The 16553-nt window shown below is 43.5% G+C and carries 18 protein-coding genes, 2 tRNA genes, 2 rRNA genes and 2 pseudogenes (1 of these 24 running past the window's edge); 18 read left to right on the forward strand and 6 right to left on the reverse strand.

Going from position 1 to position 16553, the window contains the following annotated elements:
- From M1D67_RS03205 to tsaD, 9 genes are all read left to right on the forward strand, one after another.
- A 23S ribosomal RNA gene (locus M1D67_RS03205) occupies window positions 1–280 on the forward strand; it begins 2650 nt to the left of the window's first position.
- Between the two features lie 133 nt (window positions 281–413).
- A 5S ribosomal RNA gene (gene rrf, locus M1D67_RS03210) occupies window positions 414–529 on the forward strand.
- A gap of 12 nt (window positions 530–541) precedes the next feature.
- A tRNA-Met gene (locus M1D67_RS03215) sits at window positions 542–618 on the forward strand.
- Window positions 619–654: 36 nt separating this feature from the next.
- Window positions 655–731, forward strand: a tRNA-Asp gene (locus M1D67_RS03220).
- A 196-nt stretch (window positions 732–927) separates the two neighbouring features.
- The gene (thiL, locus tag M1D67_RS03225) at window positions 928–1902 is read left to right on the forward strand and encodes a thiamine-phosphate kinase (protein ID WP_023855530.1); all 975 of its coding nucleotides are present in this window, start codon (window positions 928–930) and stop codon (window positions 1900–1902) included.
- Window positions 1903–1919: 17 nt separating this feature from the next.
- A complete protein-coding gene (gene tsaE, locus M1D67_RS03230) occupies window positions 1920–2396 on the forward strand; it encodes a tRNA (adenosine(37)-N6)-threonylcarbamoyltransferase complex ATPase subunit type 1 TsaE (protein WP_043054090.1) in 477 nt (158 codons plus the stop codon).
- Window positions 2377–3066 carry a tRNA (adenosine(37)-N6)-threonylcarbamoyltransferase complex dimerization subunit type 1 TsaB gene (gene tsaB / locus M1D67_RS03235; protein WP_023855531.1) on the forward strand — a complete coding sequence of 230 codons (690 nt, stop codon included), beginning with the start codon at window positions 2377–2379 and terminating at the stop codon, window positions 3064–3066. Before tsaE ends, tsaB begins: the two co-directional genes overlap by 20 nt.
- A gap of 12 nt (window positions 3067–3078) precedes the next feature.
- Window positions 3079–3537 carry a ribosomal protein S18-alanine N-acetyltransferase gene (gene rimI / locus M1D67_RS03240; protein ID WP_095293008.1) on the forward strand — a complete coding sequence of 153 codons (459 nt, stop codon included), beginning with the start codon at window positions 3079–3081 and terminating at the stop codon, window positions 3535–3537.
- A complete protein-coding gene (tsaD, locus tag M1D67_RS03245) occupies window positions 3527–4552 on the forward strand; it encodes a tRNA (adenosine(37)-N6)-threonylcarbamoyltransferase complex transferase subunit TsaD (RefSeq protein WP_145654484.1) in 1026 nt (341 codons plus the stop codon). The genes rimI and tsaD overlap by 11 nt, the downstream gene beginning before the upstream one ends.
- Before the next feature lie 239 nt (window positions 4553–4791).
- Here tsaD and M1D67_RS03250 read toward each other — a convergent pair whose 3' ends face one another.
- Window positions 4792–6717: an ABC-F family ATP-binding cassette domain-containing protein gene (locus tag M1D67_RS03250; RefSeq protein ID WP_096747896.1), complete on the reverse strand. Its 1926-nt coding sequence runs from the start codon at window positions 6715–6717 to the stop codon at window positions 4792–4794.
- 145 nt (window positions 6718–6862) lie between these two features.
- Here M1D67_RS03250 and moaC point away from each other — a divergent pair, with 145 nt between their 5' ends.
- Genes moaC through tatC form a run of 4 tightly spaced genes read left to right on the forward strand, consistent with a single transcriptional unit; the run spans window position 6863 to window position 9012 of the window.
- Window positions 6863–7369 carry a cyclic pyranopterin monophosphate synthase MoaC gene (gene moaC / locus M1D67_RS03255; protein ID WP_048350303.1) on the forward strand — a complete coding sequence of 169 codons (507 nt, stop codon included), beginning with the start codon at window positions 6863–6865 and terminating at the stop codon, window positions 7367–7369.
- 3 nt (window positions 7370–7372) lie between these two features.
- The gene (locus tag M1D67_RS03260) at window positions 7373–8017 is read left to right on the forward strand and encodes a redox-sensing transcriptional repressor Rex (RefSeq protein ID WP_020450329.1); all 645 of its coding nucleotides are present in this window, start codon (window positions 7373–7375) and stop codon (window positions 8015–8017) included.
- Window positions 8018–8055: 38 nt separating this feature from the next.
- Window positions 8056–8229, forward strand: coding sequence for a twin-arginine translocase TatA/TatE family subunit (locus M1D67_RS03265; RefSeq protein ID WP_020450330.1), 174 nt, complete (start codon window positions 8056–8058; stop codon window positions 8227–8229).
- A 6-nt stretch (window positions 8230–8235) separates the two neighbouring features.
- On the forward strand, window positions 8236–9012 hold the full coding sequence (gene tatC / locus M1D67_RS03270) for a twin-arginine translocase subunit TatC (protein WP_095293002.1): 777 nt from the start codon (window positions 8236–8238) through the stop codon (window positions 9010–9012).
- A gap of 44 nt (window positions 9013–9056) precedes the next feature.
- Here tatC and M1D67_RS03275 read toward each other — a convergent pair whose 3' ends face one another.
- A complete protein-coding gene (locus tag M1D67_RS03275; protein ID WP_023855536.1) occupies window positions 9057–9248 on the reverse strand; it encodes a YdiK family protein in 192 nt (63 codons plus the stop codon).
- Window positions 9248–9982 carry a CPBP family intramembrane glutamic endopeptidase gene (locus M1D67_RS03280; protein WP_020450333.1) on the reverse strand — a complete coding sequence of 245 codons (735 nt, stop codon included), beginning with the start codon at window positions 9980–9982 and terminating at the stop codon, window positions 9248–9250. Before M1D67_RS03280 ends, M1D67_RS03275 begins: the two co-directional genes overlap by 1 nt.
- Before the next feature lie 225 nt (window positions 9983–10207).
- Between M1D67_RS03280 and groES the strand changes: the two genes are divergently transcribed.
- Complete coding sequence (groES, locus tag M1D67_RS03285) at window positions 10208–10492, forward strand: co-chaperone GroES (RefSeq protein ID WP_003179248.1); 285 nt, start codon at window positions 10208–10210, stop codon at window positions 10490–10492.
- Window positions 10493–10536: 44 nt separating this feature from the next.
- The gene (groL, locus tag M1D67_RS03290) at window positions 10537–12171 is read left to right on the forward strand and encodes a chaperonin GroEL (protein WP_020450334.1); all 1635 of its coding nucleotides are present in this window, start codon (window positions 10537–10539) and stop codon (window positions 12169–12171) included.
- Between the two features lie 175 nt (window positions 12172–12346).
- Here groL and M1D67_RS03295 read toward each other — a convergent pair whose 3' ends face one another.
- Both M1D67_RS03295 and M1D67_RS03300 read right to left on the reverse strand, forming a co-directional pair.
- On the reverse strand, window positions 12347–12682 hold the full coding sequence (locus M1D67_RS03295) for a tyrosine-type recombinase/integrase (RefSeq protein WP_254636399.1): 336 nt from the start codon (window positions 12680–12682) through the stop codon (window positions 12347–12349).
- Between the two features lie 148 nt (window positions 12683–12830).
- Window positions 12831–13460: a hypothetical protein gene (locus M1D67_RS03300; RefSeq protein WP_095293001.1), complete on the reverse strand. Its 630-nt coding sequence runs from the start codon at window positions 13458–13460 to the stop codon at window positions 12831–12833.
- Between the two features lie 430 nt (window positions 13461–13890).
- Here M1D67_RS03300 and M1D67_RS03305 point away from each other — a divergent pair, with 430 nt between their 5' ends.
- A complete protein-coding gene (locus M1D67_RS03305; RefSeq protein ID WP_257007306.1) occupies window positions 13891–14313 on the forward strand; it encodes an antibiotic biosynthesis monooxygenase family protein in 423 nt (140 codons plus the stop codon).
- A gap of 609 nt (window positions 14314–14922) precedes the next feature.
- Here M1D67_RS03305 and M1D67_RS03310 read toward each other — a convergent pair.
- Window positions 14923–15117: pseudogene (locus M1D67_RS03310) on the reverse strand (LysR family transcriptional regulator); the annotation flags it as partial.
- Here M1D67_RS03310 and M1D67_RS03315 point away from each other — a divergent pair.
- Both M1D67_RS03315 and M1D67_RS03320 read left to right on the forward strand, forming a co-directional pair.
- Window positions 15100–15312, forward strand: a pseudogene (locus M1D67_RS03315) (HNH/ENDO VII family nuclease); the annotation flags it as partial. The pseudogenes M1D67_RS03310 and M1D67_RS03315 sit on opposite strands and share 18 nt — an antisense overlap.
- A gap of 18 nt (window positions 15313–15330) precedes the next feature.
- The gene (locus tag M1D67_RS03320) at window positions 15331–15795 is read left to right on the forward strand and encodes an SMI1/KNR4 family protein (protein ID WP_145654482.1); all 465 of its coding nucleotides are present in this window, start codon (window positions 15331–15333) and stop codon (window positions 15793–15795) included.
- The last annotated feature ends 758 nt before the right edge of the window (window positions 15796–16553 follow it).

Genomic DNA, 16553 nt, shown 5'->3' on the forward strand with positions numbered 1-16553 from the left:
CGCGGGCGCAGGAAATTTGAGAGGAGCTGTCCTTAGTACGAGAGGACCGGGATGGACGCACCGCTGGTGTACCAGTTGTTCTGCCAAGGGCATCGCTGGGTAGCTATGTGCGGACGGGATAAGTGCTGAAAGCATCTAAGCATGAAGCCCCCCTCAAGATGAGATTTCCCATTCCGCAAGGAAGTAAGATCCCTGAAAGATGATCAGGTTGATAGGTCTGAGGTGGAAGTGTGGCGACACATGGAGCTGACAGATACTAATCGATCGAGGACTTAACCTAAATGTTTGTGAATTGTCTGACCGTTATCTAGTTTTGAGAGAATGCCTCTCAAAAGCCAAAGGCAAGGAAACTCGGCTAAAGGCCCTCACATCCTGTGAGGAACGCCCAGTACCTTCGTCCTGAAGGCAAATAGTTTGGTGGCGATAGCGAAGAGGTCACACCCGTTCCCATGCCGAACACGGAAGTTAAGCTCTTCAGCGCCGATGGTAGTTGGGGGATTCCCCCTGTGAGAGTAGGACGCCGCCAAGCTGTTTATATTATCGCGGGGTGGAGCAGTTCGGTAGCTCGTCGGGCTCATAACCCGAAGGTCGCAGGTTCAAATCCTGCCCCCGCAACCAAATCTAATTTCCATACAAAGAAAATAAATAAAAAGTGGTCCGGTAGTTCAGTTGGTTAGAATGCCTGCCTGTCACGCAGGAGGTCGCGGGTTCGAGTCCCGTCCGGACCGCCATGTTGTACACAAACGAAATCTTTGAGGTTTTCGTTTTTTTTTATGTCTTCTTTCAGGTCTATGCTGAAAACTTGGCTTCATCGGCGTTTTTCACAATGTTTGCCGAGTTTCTTTATTTCTTGGATAATTGGTGAGAATTCGATAAACTAATGATAGTGTTTTGATTGGTTGCAACAGCAAAGGAGCAAATGATCTTATGGACGAATTTGAATTGATTCAAAGGATTACGCCCCGTTCGCTTTTTCACCGAGAAATAGAGATCGGTATTGGGGACGATGCCGCTGTTTATCATACAAAGAACGGTTATCAGGAGATTGTTGCGGTCGATACGATGGTCGACGGTATTCATTTTTTATCATCCCATTCATCGCCTGCCGATATCGGATATAAAGCATTGGCTGTGAATATTAGTGATATTGCCGCGATGGGAGGCAGCCCCAAGTATTATCTTGTGTCCATTGCTGTTCCTTCCGGCTGGCACGCGGTGGATATTGAAGCCATGTATGAAGAAATGAATAAACTGGCGACACTATATCAAATGGACTTAATCGGCGGTGACACCGTATCTGCCAACGGGCCGCTCGTTTTGACCGTAACAGTAATCGGCGAGATTGAAAAGGGCAGAACTTGTTTAAGAAGCCATGCCGAACCCGGGGATGTCGTTTTTGTGACGGGAGAACTTGGCTCATCTGCTGCCGGTCTGGCTTTTATATTGGGCCAAGCAGAGATGAAAGACGAGAAGCAGTCTCAATATTTTATAGAGCGGCACAAGAGGCCTTTGCCGAGGGTTGAGGCAGGTTTGCTCTGTTCAGGCTATCATCATGTGGCACTTAATGATATCAGCGACGGGCTTGCCAGCGAATTAAATGAAATTGCCGAAGCGAGCCGTGTTTCCATTGACATATATAAAGAGATGATTCCGGTCCATTCGGATTTACATACACTGAACACAAAATGGGAAGAGTGGGTCCTTTTCGGCGGCGAGGATTTTGAACTCGTCGGTACGATTTCTAATGATCAATGGGAACGTTTTAGTCAGGAATGCTCTGAACGTCATGTGCCGGTTTATCAAATCGGCCGCGTCACACAACAAGGGCAGGCGGACGTGTTTTATCATAATGGACAGGACCGCGTTCTTCTCGAAAAAAAAGGATATAACCATTTTAAATAAGACAGGTGACAAGTAAAGTGAAAACGTTAGAGTGGAAAACGACAGAGCCTGAAGAGACAAAAAACATTGCCAGACTGGCAGCAAAGTATGTTCTGCCCGGTGATGTCATCACATTGGAGGGCGACCTTGGAGCAGGCAAAACGACTTTTACAAAAGGATTTGCCGAAGGGCTCGGAATCAAGCGGGTTGTCAGCAGCCCGACTTTTACCATTATCAAAGAATACCGGGACGGCTCTCTTCCGCTGTTTCATATGGATGTTTACAGAATGGAAGATGAAACGGAAGATCTCGGATTAGATGAATATTTTGAGGGAGACGGCGTCTGCCTTGTGGAATGGGCGCATTTGATTGAGGAGCAGCTTCCGAAAGAGCTCCTAGAGGTGGTCATTAAGCGGCTTGGCGATGATGAACGAAAGCTGACCTTTACCCCTAAAGGCAGCCGCTACGAAAATCTTTGCGAGGAGATCAGCAAACATGACGATACTTGCGATTGATACATCCAATTTAACGCTCGGCGTGGCATTAGTTAAAGACGGAAAAGTGATAGCCGAGCATATATCCCACTTAAAGAAAAACCATTCAGTCAGAGCTATGCCGGCGATCGACGAACTCCTTAAAGAGTGCGGTTTAGAGCCGAATGACCTGACCCAAATTGCAGTTGCCAAAGGTCCGGGTTCATATACAGGCGTGCGGATCGGTGTTACGATTGCCAAAACGCTTGCATGGTCATTAAATATTCCGATTAAAACCGTTTCAAGCCTTGAAGTGCTGGCGGCAAACGGCCGTTTTTTCCAAGGCTTGATTTGTCCGTTGTTTGATGCCAGACGCGGTCAGGTTTATACGGGACTATACCAGTATAGGGACGGCAAACTGCATGGCTTGGAAGAGGACCAAAACATTCTGCTTGAGGATTGGCTTAAAAAACTGAAAGCCATGGATCAGCAAGTCCTTTTCATAGGAAGTGACACAGAGATTCATCAGGAGATGATCGAACAGATTCTCGGTGAACAAGCGGTCATTTCTGGCCCTGCCCTGCAGCTTCCACGACCTTCAGAATTGGCTTTAATCGGAGAACTTAAAGAGGCCGAGCCTGTGCACAGCGTTGTTCCAAACTATATTCGTCTGGCCGAAGCCGAGGCCGTCTGGCTTGAAAAACAAAAGTAAACGGGTGAAGCCATGAACACGCAAATGGTCATACGCGATATGAATCCAAAAGATTTGGACCAGGTTTTTGAAATTGAAAAAAGCTCTTTTTCTTCTCCGTGGAAAAAAGAATCTTTTCATCATGAGCTTTTTCACAATATGTATGCTCATTACCTCGTTCTCGAAGTTGAGGAGCAAGTTGTCGGCTACTGCGGGATTTGGATCGTCATGGATGATGCCCAGATCACCAACATTGCCGTTTCACCTGCATATCGGGGCCGCCGTTTAGGAGAAGCTCTTTTGAAAGCCGCGATGAAGCTTTGCCGGATGAAAAAGGCGGCTCAGCTTTCTTTAGAGGTAAGGGTATCGAATCATATTGCACAAAGCTTATACAAAAAGCTCGGCTTTGAGCCGGGAGGAATTCGTAAAAATTATTATACCGATAATGGGGAAGATGCATTATTAATGTGGGTGAGACTAAATGAATCATAAAAAAGATCTGTATGTATTAGGAATCGAAACAAGCTGTGATGAGACGGCCGCCGCGATTGTCAAAAACGGAACGGATATCATTTCAAATGTCGTAGCGTCGCAAATCGAGAGTCATAAACGGTTTGGCGGCGTTGTTCCCGAGATCGCATCAAGGCATCACGTGGAACAGATGACGATCGTGCTTGAGGAAGCCTTTGCACAAGCGGACATGACATTTGATGACATTGATGCCATCGCAGTAACGGAAGGACCGGGGCTTGTCGGCGCTTTATTGATCGGCGTGAATGCCGCGAAAGCGCTCAGTTTTGCCCGGGGCATACCGCTCGTAGGCGTCCATCACATTGCCGGTCACATCTATGCCAACAGACTTGTTCAGGACATTCAATTTCCGGCGATTGCCCTTGTCGTCTCAGGCGGCCACACCGAACTCGTGTATATGAAAGAGCACGGCTCATTTGAAGTCATCGGAGAGACGCTCGACGATGCGGCAGGCGAAGCCTATGACAAAGTGGCGAGAACGATGGGGCTTCCTTATCCGGGAGGACCTCACATTGACAAACTTGCGCAAAAAGGCGAGGCAAATGTGCCGCTACCGCGCGCATGGCTTGAAGAAGGCTCTTATCATTTCAGCTTCAGCGGATTGAAATCTGCAGTCATCAACACGCTTCACAACGCTTCACAAAAAGGTGAAACGATAGCTCCGGAAGATTTGTCAGCCAGCTTTCAGGAAAGCGTCATTGATGTCCTTGTCACAAAAACGGAACGCGCTGCGAAAGCTTATGGCGTCAAACAGGTGCTGCTTGCCGGAGGAGTTGCTGCAAACAAAGGGTTGAGAGCGGCGATTGAAAAAACGTTCAGCAGCCATCCGGAGATTGAGCTTTTGATCCCGCCGCTTTCGCTGTGTACGGACAATGCCGCGATGATTGCCGCCGCAGGTACGGTTGCTTTTGAAAAAGGAATCAGAGGAAAATATGATATGAACGGTCAGCCTGGCTTAGATCTGACGTCTTATTAAAACCTCACGCTCTGTGAGGTTTTTTTGCCCGGGAATAGTTATTAACAGGTTATTAACATATATCCACAGTCTTGTGTATAATGTTAAAAACCTTAATTTACAGACCTTTTTTACCTGTTAATAATGTGTATAAATATTATGTTTTTTGTGGATATTGTGGGTAAATCGCTTTCTTTCTTTTAAATAAAGGATTTTAATTGTGGACAAAAAAACCGCTCCGGCTTGGAGCGGTTCATCCTTTATTCATTTGTAGAGAGTGTTTCCCATTCTGTTAACAGTTGTTCAAGCTCCTCATTCAGCCGTTCATTTTCAGAGTGGATTTCCTGGACCTTCTCATGGTCTTGGAAGACGGCGGGGTCACACAGGAGCTCCTCATTTTTTTCGATCTGTTCTTCAATGTCCGTAATTCTTGTTTCGATTTCTTCAATCCTTCGCTGCCGCTGGCGTTCTTTTCTTTTCAGCTCTTTTTCTTCCTCATAGCTCTTTTTTGCGCCAGGTTTTTCGGAAGCGTTTTTCTGATGCTCTTCCGTCTGTTTTTCTAGTTCTTTCAGTTCAAGCTGCTGCGCTTTTTTTTCTGTGTAATAATCGTAGTCGCCTAAATATTCTTCTGCTTTGTCGCGGGAAAGCTCCAGTACTTTTGTCGCGATCCGGTTGATAAAATAGCGGTCATGGGACACAAATAATATCGTTCCCGGGTAATCGATCAAAGCGTTCTCCAAGACTTCCTTGCTGTCCAGGTCGAGATGGTTTGTCGGCTCATCAAGAATAAGGAAGTTCGCTTTTTGGAGCATCAGCTTGGCGAGGGCAAGCCTTGCTTTTTCGCCGCCGCTTAACGCGTGTATAGGTTTTAATACGTCTTCTCCCGAAAACAGGAAGTTGCCGAGGCAGGTCCGGATATCCTTTTCATTCATTTCCGGATAATCGTCCCAAAGCTCGTCAAGCACGCGTTTTGACGACGTCAATTCAGCCTGTTCCTGGTCATAGTAGCCGATTGAGACATGGGAGCCTGTCGCGATTGTTCCCGATACCGGCTGCAGCTTTTGAATCAATGCTTTTAAAAGGGTTGACTTGCCGATTCCGTTCGGTCCGACCAGTGCAACGCTTTCCCCGCGGGTGATGTGAAAGTTCAATGAACGGAGAAGCGGGGGCTGCTCCTGATAGCTTACTGTCAAGCCTTCCACCCGCAGTACATCGTTTCCGCTTTGCCTTGTAATTTCAAAGCGGAAAGACGCCGACTTTTCATCTCCGAGCGGTTTGTCCATGATCTCCATCCGTTCAAGCTGCTTTCGTCTGCTCTGCGCCCGTTTCGTCGTCGAAGCTCTAGCCAGATTCCGGTCGACGAACTCCTGCAGCTTGGTGATTTCGTCCTGCTGCTTTTCATAAAGCTTTGTTTCCTTTTCCAGCTGTTCGGCTTTTAATTGGAGATAAGAGCTGTAGTTCCCGGTATATTTTTTGCTTTGGGACCGGCTGATCTCGTAAACTTGGGTAACCACTTTGTCAAGAAAGTACCTGTCATGGGAAACGATTAAAATCGCTCCGCTGTAATTTTGCAAATATTGTTCAAGCCATGTCAGGGTATCGATATCCAAGTGGTTTGTCGGTTCGTCCAAAATGAGGAGGTCGGGTTTTGTCAAAAGCATTTTTCCGAGGGCAAGCCTTGTTTTTTGACCTCCGCTTAAGTCCTGGACGCGGACGGAGTCGTCAAATCCCGCAAAGCCGAGCCCGTGCATGACGGATCTGACCTCTGCCTCATATTGGTAGCCGCCTTTGTCCTTGAACTCCTGCTGAAGCCTGTCATACGTCTTCATCAATGATTCAAGCATGTCCGGTCCGGCCTGCGCCATCTTTTCCTCGATCGCGCGCATTTCTTGTTCCATTTTTTTCAGAAAATCAAATACCGACAGCAATTCCTCTTTGAGCGTCAGCTTGGAATCGAGGCCGGAATGCTGGTCAAGGTAGCCCATCGTCAAATCTTTCGGCTTGATGATGTCCCCCTTTTCATATGAAAGTTTTCCTGCGATAATCTTTAGAAGAGTCGATTTTCCGGCGCCGTTGCGTCCGACGATCGCAATCCGGTCCCGAGATCTGACTTCGAGTTTTATATTCGTTAAAATCGTATCGGCTCCAAACGATTTTGAAAGTTGGTTCACTTGTAAAATCATCATGATCTTTCACCTCTTGTCTGCTATTTTAAGTGTAGCCTATCACTGCGCAGTCAGCAAACATTAAGTGAAGTCTGGAAGATTTTAGCCAAAGAAAAAGACAGAATGAAAAAAATAGTGTATGATCGTTATAAGGAGAGTTCAGAACATGAATGAGTTTACACATTTTAATGAACAAGGCAGAGCCAAGATGGTTGATATAAGCGAAAAGGAAGCTTCAGTACGCACAGCTGCGGCTGTTTCAAGCGTGTCTATGAATCGAACAGTACATGAAAAAATCAAAAACCGGGAAATCGGAAAAGGCGATGTATTGTCGGTGGCGCAAGTGGCCGGAATCATGGCCGCAAAACAGACATCCGCCATCATCCCGATGTGCCATCCGATCGCTCTGAAAGGAGTCGACATCGCCTTTCGCTGGGAGGAGAAAGAACAGAAGAGCATCCTGCATATTCAATCTAAAGTGAAGACCAAAGGGAGCACAGGTGTGGAAATGGAAGCGTTAACTTCGGCCTCCGTATGTGCGCTGACCGTATATGACATGTGCAAAGCGGCGGATAAGGGAATGGTGATAGGACCGACCTTTCTTCTCGAAAAGACAGGCGGGAAAAACGGTGACTATAAAAGGGAAAAAGCTGATGTAGACATGGAGGATTAGTTTATGAACATGGATCATTCAAAAATTCCGCAAGCGACAGCGAAACGGTTGCCATTATATTATCGTTTTTTAAAAAACCTTCATGCATCCGGAAAACAGCGTGTATCTTCCGCTGAGCTGAGCGATGCCGTCAAAGTCGATTCTGCGACCATCCGCAGGGACTTCTCGTACTTCGGCGCGCTCGGAAAAAAAGGATACGGCTACAATGTCAATTATTTGCTGTCCTTTTTCAGAAAGACGCTTGATCAGGATGAAATGACGAACGTAACGCTCATTGGCGTGGGGAATTTGGGGACAGCCTTTCTCCATTACAATTTTATCAAAAATAATAATACAAAAATCGCCATGGCGTTTGACATCAATGAGGAAAAAATCGGAACCGAGGTCGGCGGTGTTCCCGTCTATGATCTGAATAGACTTGAAGAGCATATGACGGATGATATCCCCGTCGCCATTTTGACGGTACCGGCTCAAGCCGCACAGTCGATTACAGACAGGCTGGTGGAGCTTGGCATTAAAGGCATTCTTAATTTCACGCCGGCCCGCTTGAATGTGCCGGAACACATTCGCATTCATCATATAGATTTGGCGGTTGAACTTCAGTCGCTGGTGTATTTCATGAAACATTATTCAATGCAGGAAAAGTAAAACGGAAAACGAAAAATAAAGGAAAGGGGGCAGGCTTTATGCCAATCGGTCCTGGAAGCTTTATTTTAATTGTCGTGGTGGCGCTTCTGATATTCGGCCCGAAAAAACTTCCCGAGCTGGGAAGAGCAGCGGGAAACACGCTGAGGGAGTTTAAGAATGCGACAAAAGGTTTGGCTGACGACGATTCCGATAAAAAGAAAGAAGATCAGTAGGATAGGATGACATTTATGAAGGAAAGAGAAATGTCGCTGATAGAACATATCACAGAACTACGCAGACGGCTTGTGATCACTTTTTTCTTTTTTGTTTTATTTGTTGTGGCAGGCTTTTTATTGGCAAAGCCGCTGATTATCTATCTGCAGCAGACGGATGAAGCGAAGCTGCTGACGCTCAACGCGTTCAAGCTGACCGATCCTTTATTTGTGTACGTGCAGTTCGCTTTCATCATCGGCGCCGTCTTGACTTCGCCGCTTGTTTTATACCAGCTGTGGGCTTTCATTAGCCCGGGGCTGTATGAAAAAGAACGAAAAGTGACGCTCAGCTATATTCCGATATCGATTATTCTTTTTTTAGGCGGCATTGCCTTTTCTTACTTTATTTTATTTCCGTTTGTCGTGGACTTTATGACGAGAGTCTCAGATGATCTGAATGTCAACCAGGTCATCGGAATACACGAATATTTTCAGTTTCTGCTTCAGTTGACGCTTCCTTTTGGCTTATTGTTTCAGATGCCTGTGGTCATCATGTTTATCACAAGGCTCGGCCTCGTGACGCCGATGTTTTTGGCGAAAATCAGAAAATACGCATATTTTGTGTTGTTCGTCATCGCGGCCCTCATTACACCGCCTGAGCTTTTGTCGCATTTAATGGTCTCAGTGCCATTGCTCATTCTTTATGAAATCAGTATCGTGATTTCAAGAATATCCTACAGGCAGGCGCAAAAAACAATGATTCAAGAGGAAAATCAAGCGTTTTTGAACGACCATACTAAATAAGAGCCATTCTTTTTCAGAATGGCTCTTTTCCTTCACAAAAAAGGCTATTGATCTTTTCGTTTCATCTTGCCGGCCAGGGCGAACATTTTAAAGGAAATGCTGATATTATAGGCTGCGAAAAGCATCAGCAGGATCGTGTAAAAAGACCACATGCTTCCGGGCGAGGTTGCCGCCAGATATGTAAACAGCACACCCGTTAATAAATAAATCGCTCCCCAGAATTTAGGGCTTCTCATCATAGAAATCCTCCAATAATCATTTGCATTTTCTCGACGTGTTTCAAATATTCTTCAATAGGCTCCCGGAATGTCTGCAGTAAGACGACGAGCGTATTCATGGCGACATGGGCGAAAATAGGCACGATAATCCGGTTGGTTCTGACATATAAAAAGGAGAATGTGAATCCCATTGCTGTATAAATGAGCAGATGGCTGAAATCCAAATGGACGACCGAGAAGAGCACCGAACTGAACAAAGCGGCAATGAAAAAATTCGTTTTCTCATAGATTGCACCGAAAATGATCTTTCTGAAAATGATTTCTTCAAGAATCGGTCCGAATACAGAAGAGACAAACACCATCAGCGGCAATGCGGTGATGATTTCCATGATCCGCTGCGTATTTTCCGATTCCGGGTTGACCCCGAACAAGTACATTTCGATCGAAGCGGCAATTGACTGCGAAAACAAAGCGAGAAAAACGCCGGCAACCGCCCATCCGATTGACGCTCCAACCGATGCTTTCGGGCGGTTGCGAAGCGTCGTCTTCGGCACCGTCCGCAAAATCAGCAGCACGATAACGAGACAGAGGGTAAACGCGATGACAGACCAGACGCCTGTCAATGTAAGCTGGGCTTCAGCCTTTGGCTGTCCTTTGCCCACTCCCAAAAAGTAAAGAAGAGGCAAGCCGACAGCGGCCGACAATTGCATGAGAACGTATGCCAATATAATAAACCAGTATTGTTTTCTCAAGCTTTATGTACTCCTTTTCTAAAAATCTAATTCAGACTATGTTTATTGTAACACACTCTTTTTAAATTATAGGATGATAAGGACATGCGGAGAAATGTAAGCGCAAAAAAATTTGACCTTATCACTTGAAATTGCCTGGGAGATTCTTTATTATAAGAATTGTGTTAGCACTCACCGAGTGCGAGTGCTAAAATTACATATGAAAATATTGAGGAGGTTGTTTCATTGTTAAAGCCATTAGGTGATCGCGTTGTCATTGAGCTCGTTGAGTCTGAAGAAAAAACTGCCAGCGGAATCGTACTTCCTGACTCCGCAAAAGAAAAACCACAAGAGGGTAAAGTGGTTGCAGCCGGTTCAGGCCGTGTGTTAGAGAGCGGAGAGCGCGTTGCATTAGAAGTTAAAACAGGCGACCGCATCATCTTCTCAAAATATGCAGGTACCGAAGTGAAATATGAAGGTACTGACTACTTAATCTTGCGTGAAAGCGACATTTTAGCTGTTATCGGCTAAGTCATAAATAAAAACGAGACAATTATATAGGAGGTTCGAATAACATGGCAAAAGATATTAAGTTTAGCGAAGAAGCCCGCCGTTCAATGCTGCGCGGTGTAGATGCATTGGCGGATGCTGTAAAGGTAACTTTGGGACCTAAAGGACGCAACGTCGTTCTTGAGAAAAAATTCGGTTCTCCATTAATCACAAACGACGGTGTTACCATCGCGAAAGAAATCGAGCTTGAAGACGCGTTCGAAAACATGGGCGCAAAGCTTGTTGCTGAAGTTGCGAGCAAAACAAACGATGTTGCCGGTGACGGTACAACAACAGCGACAGTTCTAGCTCAAGCGATGATTCGCGAAGGTCTTAAAAACGTAACTGCCGGCGCTAACCCTGTAGGCGTGCGCAAAGGTATCGAGCAGGCTGTGGCTGTAGCGGTTGAAAGCCTGAAAGAAATCTCCAAACCAATCGAAGGCAAAGAATCAATCGCACAAGTTGCTTCAATCTCCGCTGCTGACGAAGAAGTCGGAAGCCTGATCGCTGAAGCGATGGAGCGCGTCGGCAACGACGGTGTCATCACGATCGAAGAATCAAAAGGATTCACAACAGAGCTTGAAGTGGTTGAAGGTATGCAGTTTGACCGCGGATATGCGTCTCCTTACATGGTGACAGATTCCGATAAGATGGAAGCGGTTCTTGAGAACCCGTACATCTTAGTAACAGACAAAAAAATCACAAACATTCAAGAAATCCTGCCGGTGCTTGAGCAAGTTGTTCAGCAAGGCAAACCGTTGCTTCTGATTGCTGAAGACGTTGAAGGTGAAGCTCTTGCAACATTGGTTGTCAACAAGCTTCGCGGAACATTCAACGCAGTGGCTGTTAAAGCGCCTGGATTCGGAGACCGCCGCAAAGCGATGCTCGAAGACATCTCGATCCTGACAGGTGCCGAAGTGATCACAGAAGATTTAGGTCTTGACCTTAAATCAACTCAAATCAACCAATTGGGACGCGCTTCTAAAGTTGTTGTGACAAAAGAAAACACAACAATCGTTGAAGGTGCGGGAGATACAGAGCAAATCGCGGCACGCGTCAACCAAATCCGCGCTCAAGTTGAAGAAACAACTTCTGAGTTCGATAAAGAAAAATTACAAGAGCGCCTAGCTAAGCTTGCAGGCGGCGTAGCTGTCATCAAAGTCGGCGCTGCGACTGAAACAGAATTGAAAGAACGCAAGCTTCGCATCGAAGACGCCCTGAACTCTACTCGCGCTGCGGTAGAAGAAGGAATCGTATCCGGCGGTGGTACAGCTCTTGTCAATGTTTACAATAAAGTAGCTGCCCTTGAAGCTGAAGGCGACGAACTGACTGGTATCAACATCGTTCTTCGCGCTCTTGAAGAACCAATCCGTCAAATCGCGCACAATGCGGGTCTTGAAGGATCTGTCATCGTTGAGCGCCTGAAAGGCGAAGCTATTGGTGTAGGCTACAACGCTGCAACAGGCGAATGGGTGAACATGATCGACAAAGGTATCGTTGACCCTACAAAAGTAACACGCTCAGCTCTGCAAAACGCAGCATCTGTAGCGGCTATGTTCCTGACAACTGAAGCAGTTGTTGCCGACAAGCCTGAAGAAAACAAAGGCGGCGCAGGAATGCCTGACATGGGCGGCATGGGCGGTATGGGCGGCATGATGTAAGCCCACTTAAAACCCCTTGAAAATCAAGGGGTTTTTTGTTTTGTTCATTAAATTGGTCACGAAATGGTCACATCCATCATGAGGATTGGATTTTCATCGATAAATCATTTACAAATGAATTGAATTGTTGAGAAGTTTTTTCCTTACTTTTTCTGGTGGTATGCAGATAAACTTTTCATGTCACTTCGTCTTTTTCGTGGCCTAAAATTTTCTGGATTTCATCCAAAGGTACACCCGCTTCAGCTGCAAGAGATGTGAAGGTATGACGGAAAGTGTGTTGGGTGATTTTTTTGTTCAGGTTCATTCTCTTTAAAATCCGTCTCATTCTTGTGTCCATTTTCTTTATATTTTCAGGGTTGCCATCCGGACGGGAAAAAATGAAATCCTCATCGCTAAATTTCCGCCCGTTTGCATATGCTATTTTTGCCTGTTTAATTTTAAGCCTTTTTAAGAGCGCCACTAAAATCGGAAAGCGGGTACTTCTCTTACAGTTGCTGGCGTTAGGATGCAATAAATTTTAATCAGATGCTTTGTTGTTGGGCAATACAATGTCTTGTAACTTTTAAATTCGAGCATTGCTTAAAAAGGCATGTAGTCCACCTTGATAAGAATATAGTTCTGTTTTTAGTGTTAAAGAAAAGCCCTAAAAAGGGCAATTTTTAATTATTGACTTCAATTGTATGTTTTACATCTTTTCCGAGACTATCAGCTTTATCATCTATTGGAGCATCGACCCGAATTTCGATTGATTTCAAGTCTTTAACAGATGAATTTTTCAAGATGTAAACATTATGGCCTTTATTTTTAACTTTACCTAAATACTCACCTTCGATATGTTCAGAAAGTAATACCTCGGGTTCAAGCTGTTCCTTAGTATCAGTTATGATTTTCGCTTGCCCTAAAAAAAAGCTTACGTCTTTATCAGAAGTATTTTCGCCTTCCATTTCAATTGTTATTGCGTTGATTTTATCTCCGACCTTCGCATCAAGAAGCGAGGCGGTTTCTTCGTTTTTTGGCTCCAATTCCTTTAATTGAATGGCACTGATCTCATATTTCATAGGGCCGGTTGAGCCTTTAATATTTACATTTTTATTAGTGAAGACGGTTGTTGCTTTCATGTCCCCGTCTTCCTGAACATCTTTATTTTCTTTTTTACTATCAGATTTTTTGTTCTCGCTTGCTGTTGTTTCTTTTTTGTTATCATCTTTTTTTGCGGTGTCTGTAGCACCACAAGCCCCTAAAATAATCCCCAAACAGAGCGCAAGGGATAAAATCAAAAATTTCTTCAAGTAAAGCCCCCCAGTTCATTTATATGTACATCTTTTATCTTAGGACAAAATTCATGGAAATTCAACATGTCATTACCATTTTTGTAAAAAGTTTCACCGTTTTATAAAGTATGACGTTGCCCTTTCTCGCATTGCAATACTTTTGTTTAGTCTGACTTTTTTTGCGCCCTTCTTTTAGTTGCTCCGAAATGATTTCGAGGGCAGCATCTAAAATCTCCTGTGTTATTTCTTCTTCACGGGCAGCGATGAAGGTTTTTGGATCATTTAAGATTTTTTTAGCTTTATCAGTGAAGATTCTTCTTTATTCCATTAAAGGGCCATATTGTGGAGGATCACTGAAGGAGAATAAAGGCTGAATAATTGCGAGGGAATGGAAGAAGGCTAATCGTTAAAATGGGGCGCATATTTCTGGAACAAATAGGCACTTTTGTTGAATAAGGAAGCGCATTCTATTACACTAGGTTTAACGGGAATATTCTTAAATAAACTTTTTGAGGGGTTGCATATTACTATGACTAGCAATGCCAATCAAGTTGTTTTAAACATTCGTTTCAAAGTTAAAGCAGGCAAAAAAGAAGCTTTTCGAAAATCACTTTATTCACTTGTTGAAGTGATGTCAAACGAACCTACCTTTATAAATGCTATTATAAGTGACGATATTGAAAAACCAGATGATATTGTAATTTATGAAATCTGGCAAGGTACAAAAGACAGTTGGTTACAGGAAGAATTGCCAAAGCCTTATCGAAAAAAATATGAAGAAGTTCTTGGTGATCTCCTTGAGGATAGAATAATAAGTTATTTAACCCCAAAAGGAGAATGGGGAAGTAATTTAACGAATGTCAGTCGCTGATTTAACTTGGCCAGTTATCTTTAGGCAGGTGTAATAGGAAGAAAAACTGTTTTAGTCACTGTTTTTTTAAGGTGCTTTCAACTTGAAGGATGTTTTCTAATATGTCCTTCATTGGTTCTTTCATCATCTTCACCAAGCTAATCAACTGATAACTCCATTGGATACCTCTGTTGGAATACCCCCTTGTCTATAAGCACTATATGAAGATCGCAACTTTGTTCAGCAAAAGGGCGCGATTGCGGAGCGAAAAAAGCCCAATTTTTCAAATTCAATACTGAGAAATTGGGCTTTTAAATATTAGCATTTTCCTGACCTTACGCTACCCCTTATTAAGTTTGCATTTTTTAATTGTCTAAACAGTGTTTTAGCTATTTTGGTCATAAAATCGGTCACTTTTTTGGAAATTGAAGGTGTATTTATCTGGAATTGATTTACAGAAAGAGACAACCTATGCCAAGAAAAATTAGTTTGCTTATCAGAATATACACTCGTGAAAGTGGTTGTTCTATGGGCGGCATGATGTGATAGCGCCCTAACCCTTGATATAACAGGGTTTGAAAAATTTGACCGGATTTTTAAAAATCGTTACTTAATCTAACAAACCTCCCTTTATTTTGGGGAGGTTTTCTCTATAATTGCTTTTAAAAACATATCAGCAGCTGCGGAAAAAACTTGATGCTTTTTCCAAATAATATTTAGGCCAGATTCGAGTCTAGGCTCTAGTGGTCGAAAACAAAGGTTACTATCACTAGATGTATTCACTATTTTGTCAAGGGCTATCTCATACCCTATGCCCTCATCAACCTCCATCATTTAATTCAAGAAGAACTAGGTCCAATGGTTGAAATCCCTTCCTCAGTACATCAGAATAATTTTAAAGTTCTACACGGTCTGAAAAAAGGTGGCGAGAGTTTTAGGAACGATAAAGAACTCCGGCTACAATATAACAACTTTAGAAAAAGTTATTGGAAATGGAGAGCAGAACAGTTTGAAAATTGAATTTGGTAGGTGTATAAAATGGATTACTCTAAAGTTCAAAATTTCATTGAAAAATATGCAGAAGAGGATGATTTTACAGGTGACGTGAGTGAAGATAAGATAGCTTATATCGAGCATCACCTCAATGTTGTTCTTCCCGAAAGTTATAAATGGTTTTTAAAAAACTATGGCTCAGGTGGAATTTCCGGTGTGGAAATAATCGGATATGACCTTGAGGGGGCCTATGTTGTAGAGCAAACTGAGGACTATAGGAAATATTATGATTTACCCGATGGGATAGTTGTAATAGAGTATGTTGACGAGTTCTCCTATTGTCTCGATACAAATAAAATGGAAGACGGAGAGTGTCCTGTAATTGTATGGGCTAATGACGCAAGTTACGGAGATGTTGTTGCAAATAATTTTCTAGAGTTTTTCATGGAAGACCTGAAGGAGTCTAAAGAAAACTGGGAAGAAGACGAAGAGTGGGACGATGAAGAATAATTGCATATATCACGCAGCGATCTCTGATTGAGTGCTTTTTTTATGTTCCAATCCGAGAAAAATCCGACAAAAAGTGGGATAAAATGGGGGACTTTCTCTACTCCATTTTGTCATACGATAGAGATAAGAAAAACGAACGTGATATCGAGTCCAAGAAGGAGAGCCTGCGGACATTGATCTTTTGCACACGGATGTTGTGCAGTTGATTGGAGGCCGATTTTTTATTGGCCAGAATGGTAGATGCACTTTCCATTATTTGAAGTGACCCCAAAAAATAAGAAATTAAGTTGTTCATCAAACATCATTCTTTAAAAGCGATGTTGTAAATTGATCGAAAGATAATTTGTTGAATTTTGGTTAATTAAGGTATAATGGGTTCTGAACTTTTAACAGAAAGGTTAAACAACTGATGTCGCACAACAAACTAATGTTTTTGCTTTTATCATTTTCATCTATTATACATCTGCTCGGTACAATTTCTGACCCTGCGTCCAGCTGGAAGTCCTGGTTGGTGAACATTGCTTTCATTTTATTGGCCCTTCTATTTTTAAATCTCACTTTAAAAGAAAATCAACAGAACAAGTAATTGTATGCCCTTCTCAAAGAGAAGGGCATATACTTTATATTACTAGAAGAATGAACTCTGGTAAGAGTAGCCTTAATAAATGTCCCTCTAATTCTGCATCTGATATTGGGGCAAATGTGCAAATGGCATTAAAATCGCAAGACCATGGGGATTTTAAAAATGGTCAAAAAAA

It is taken from the genome of Bacillus sp. PK6-025 (assembly GCF_056530265.1).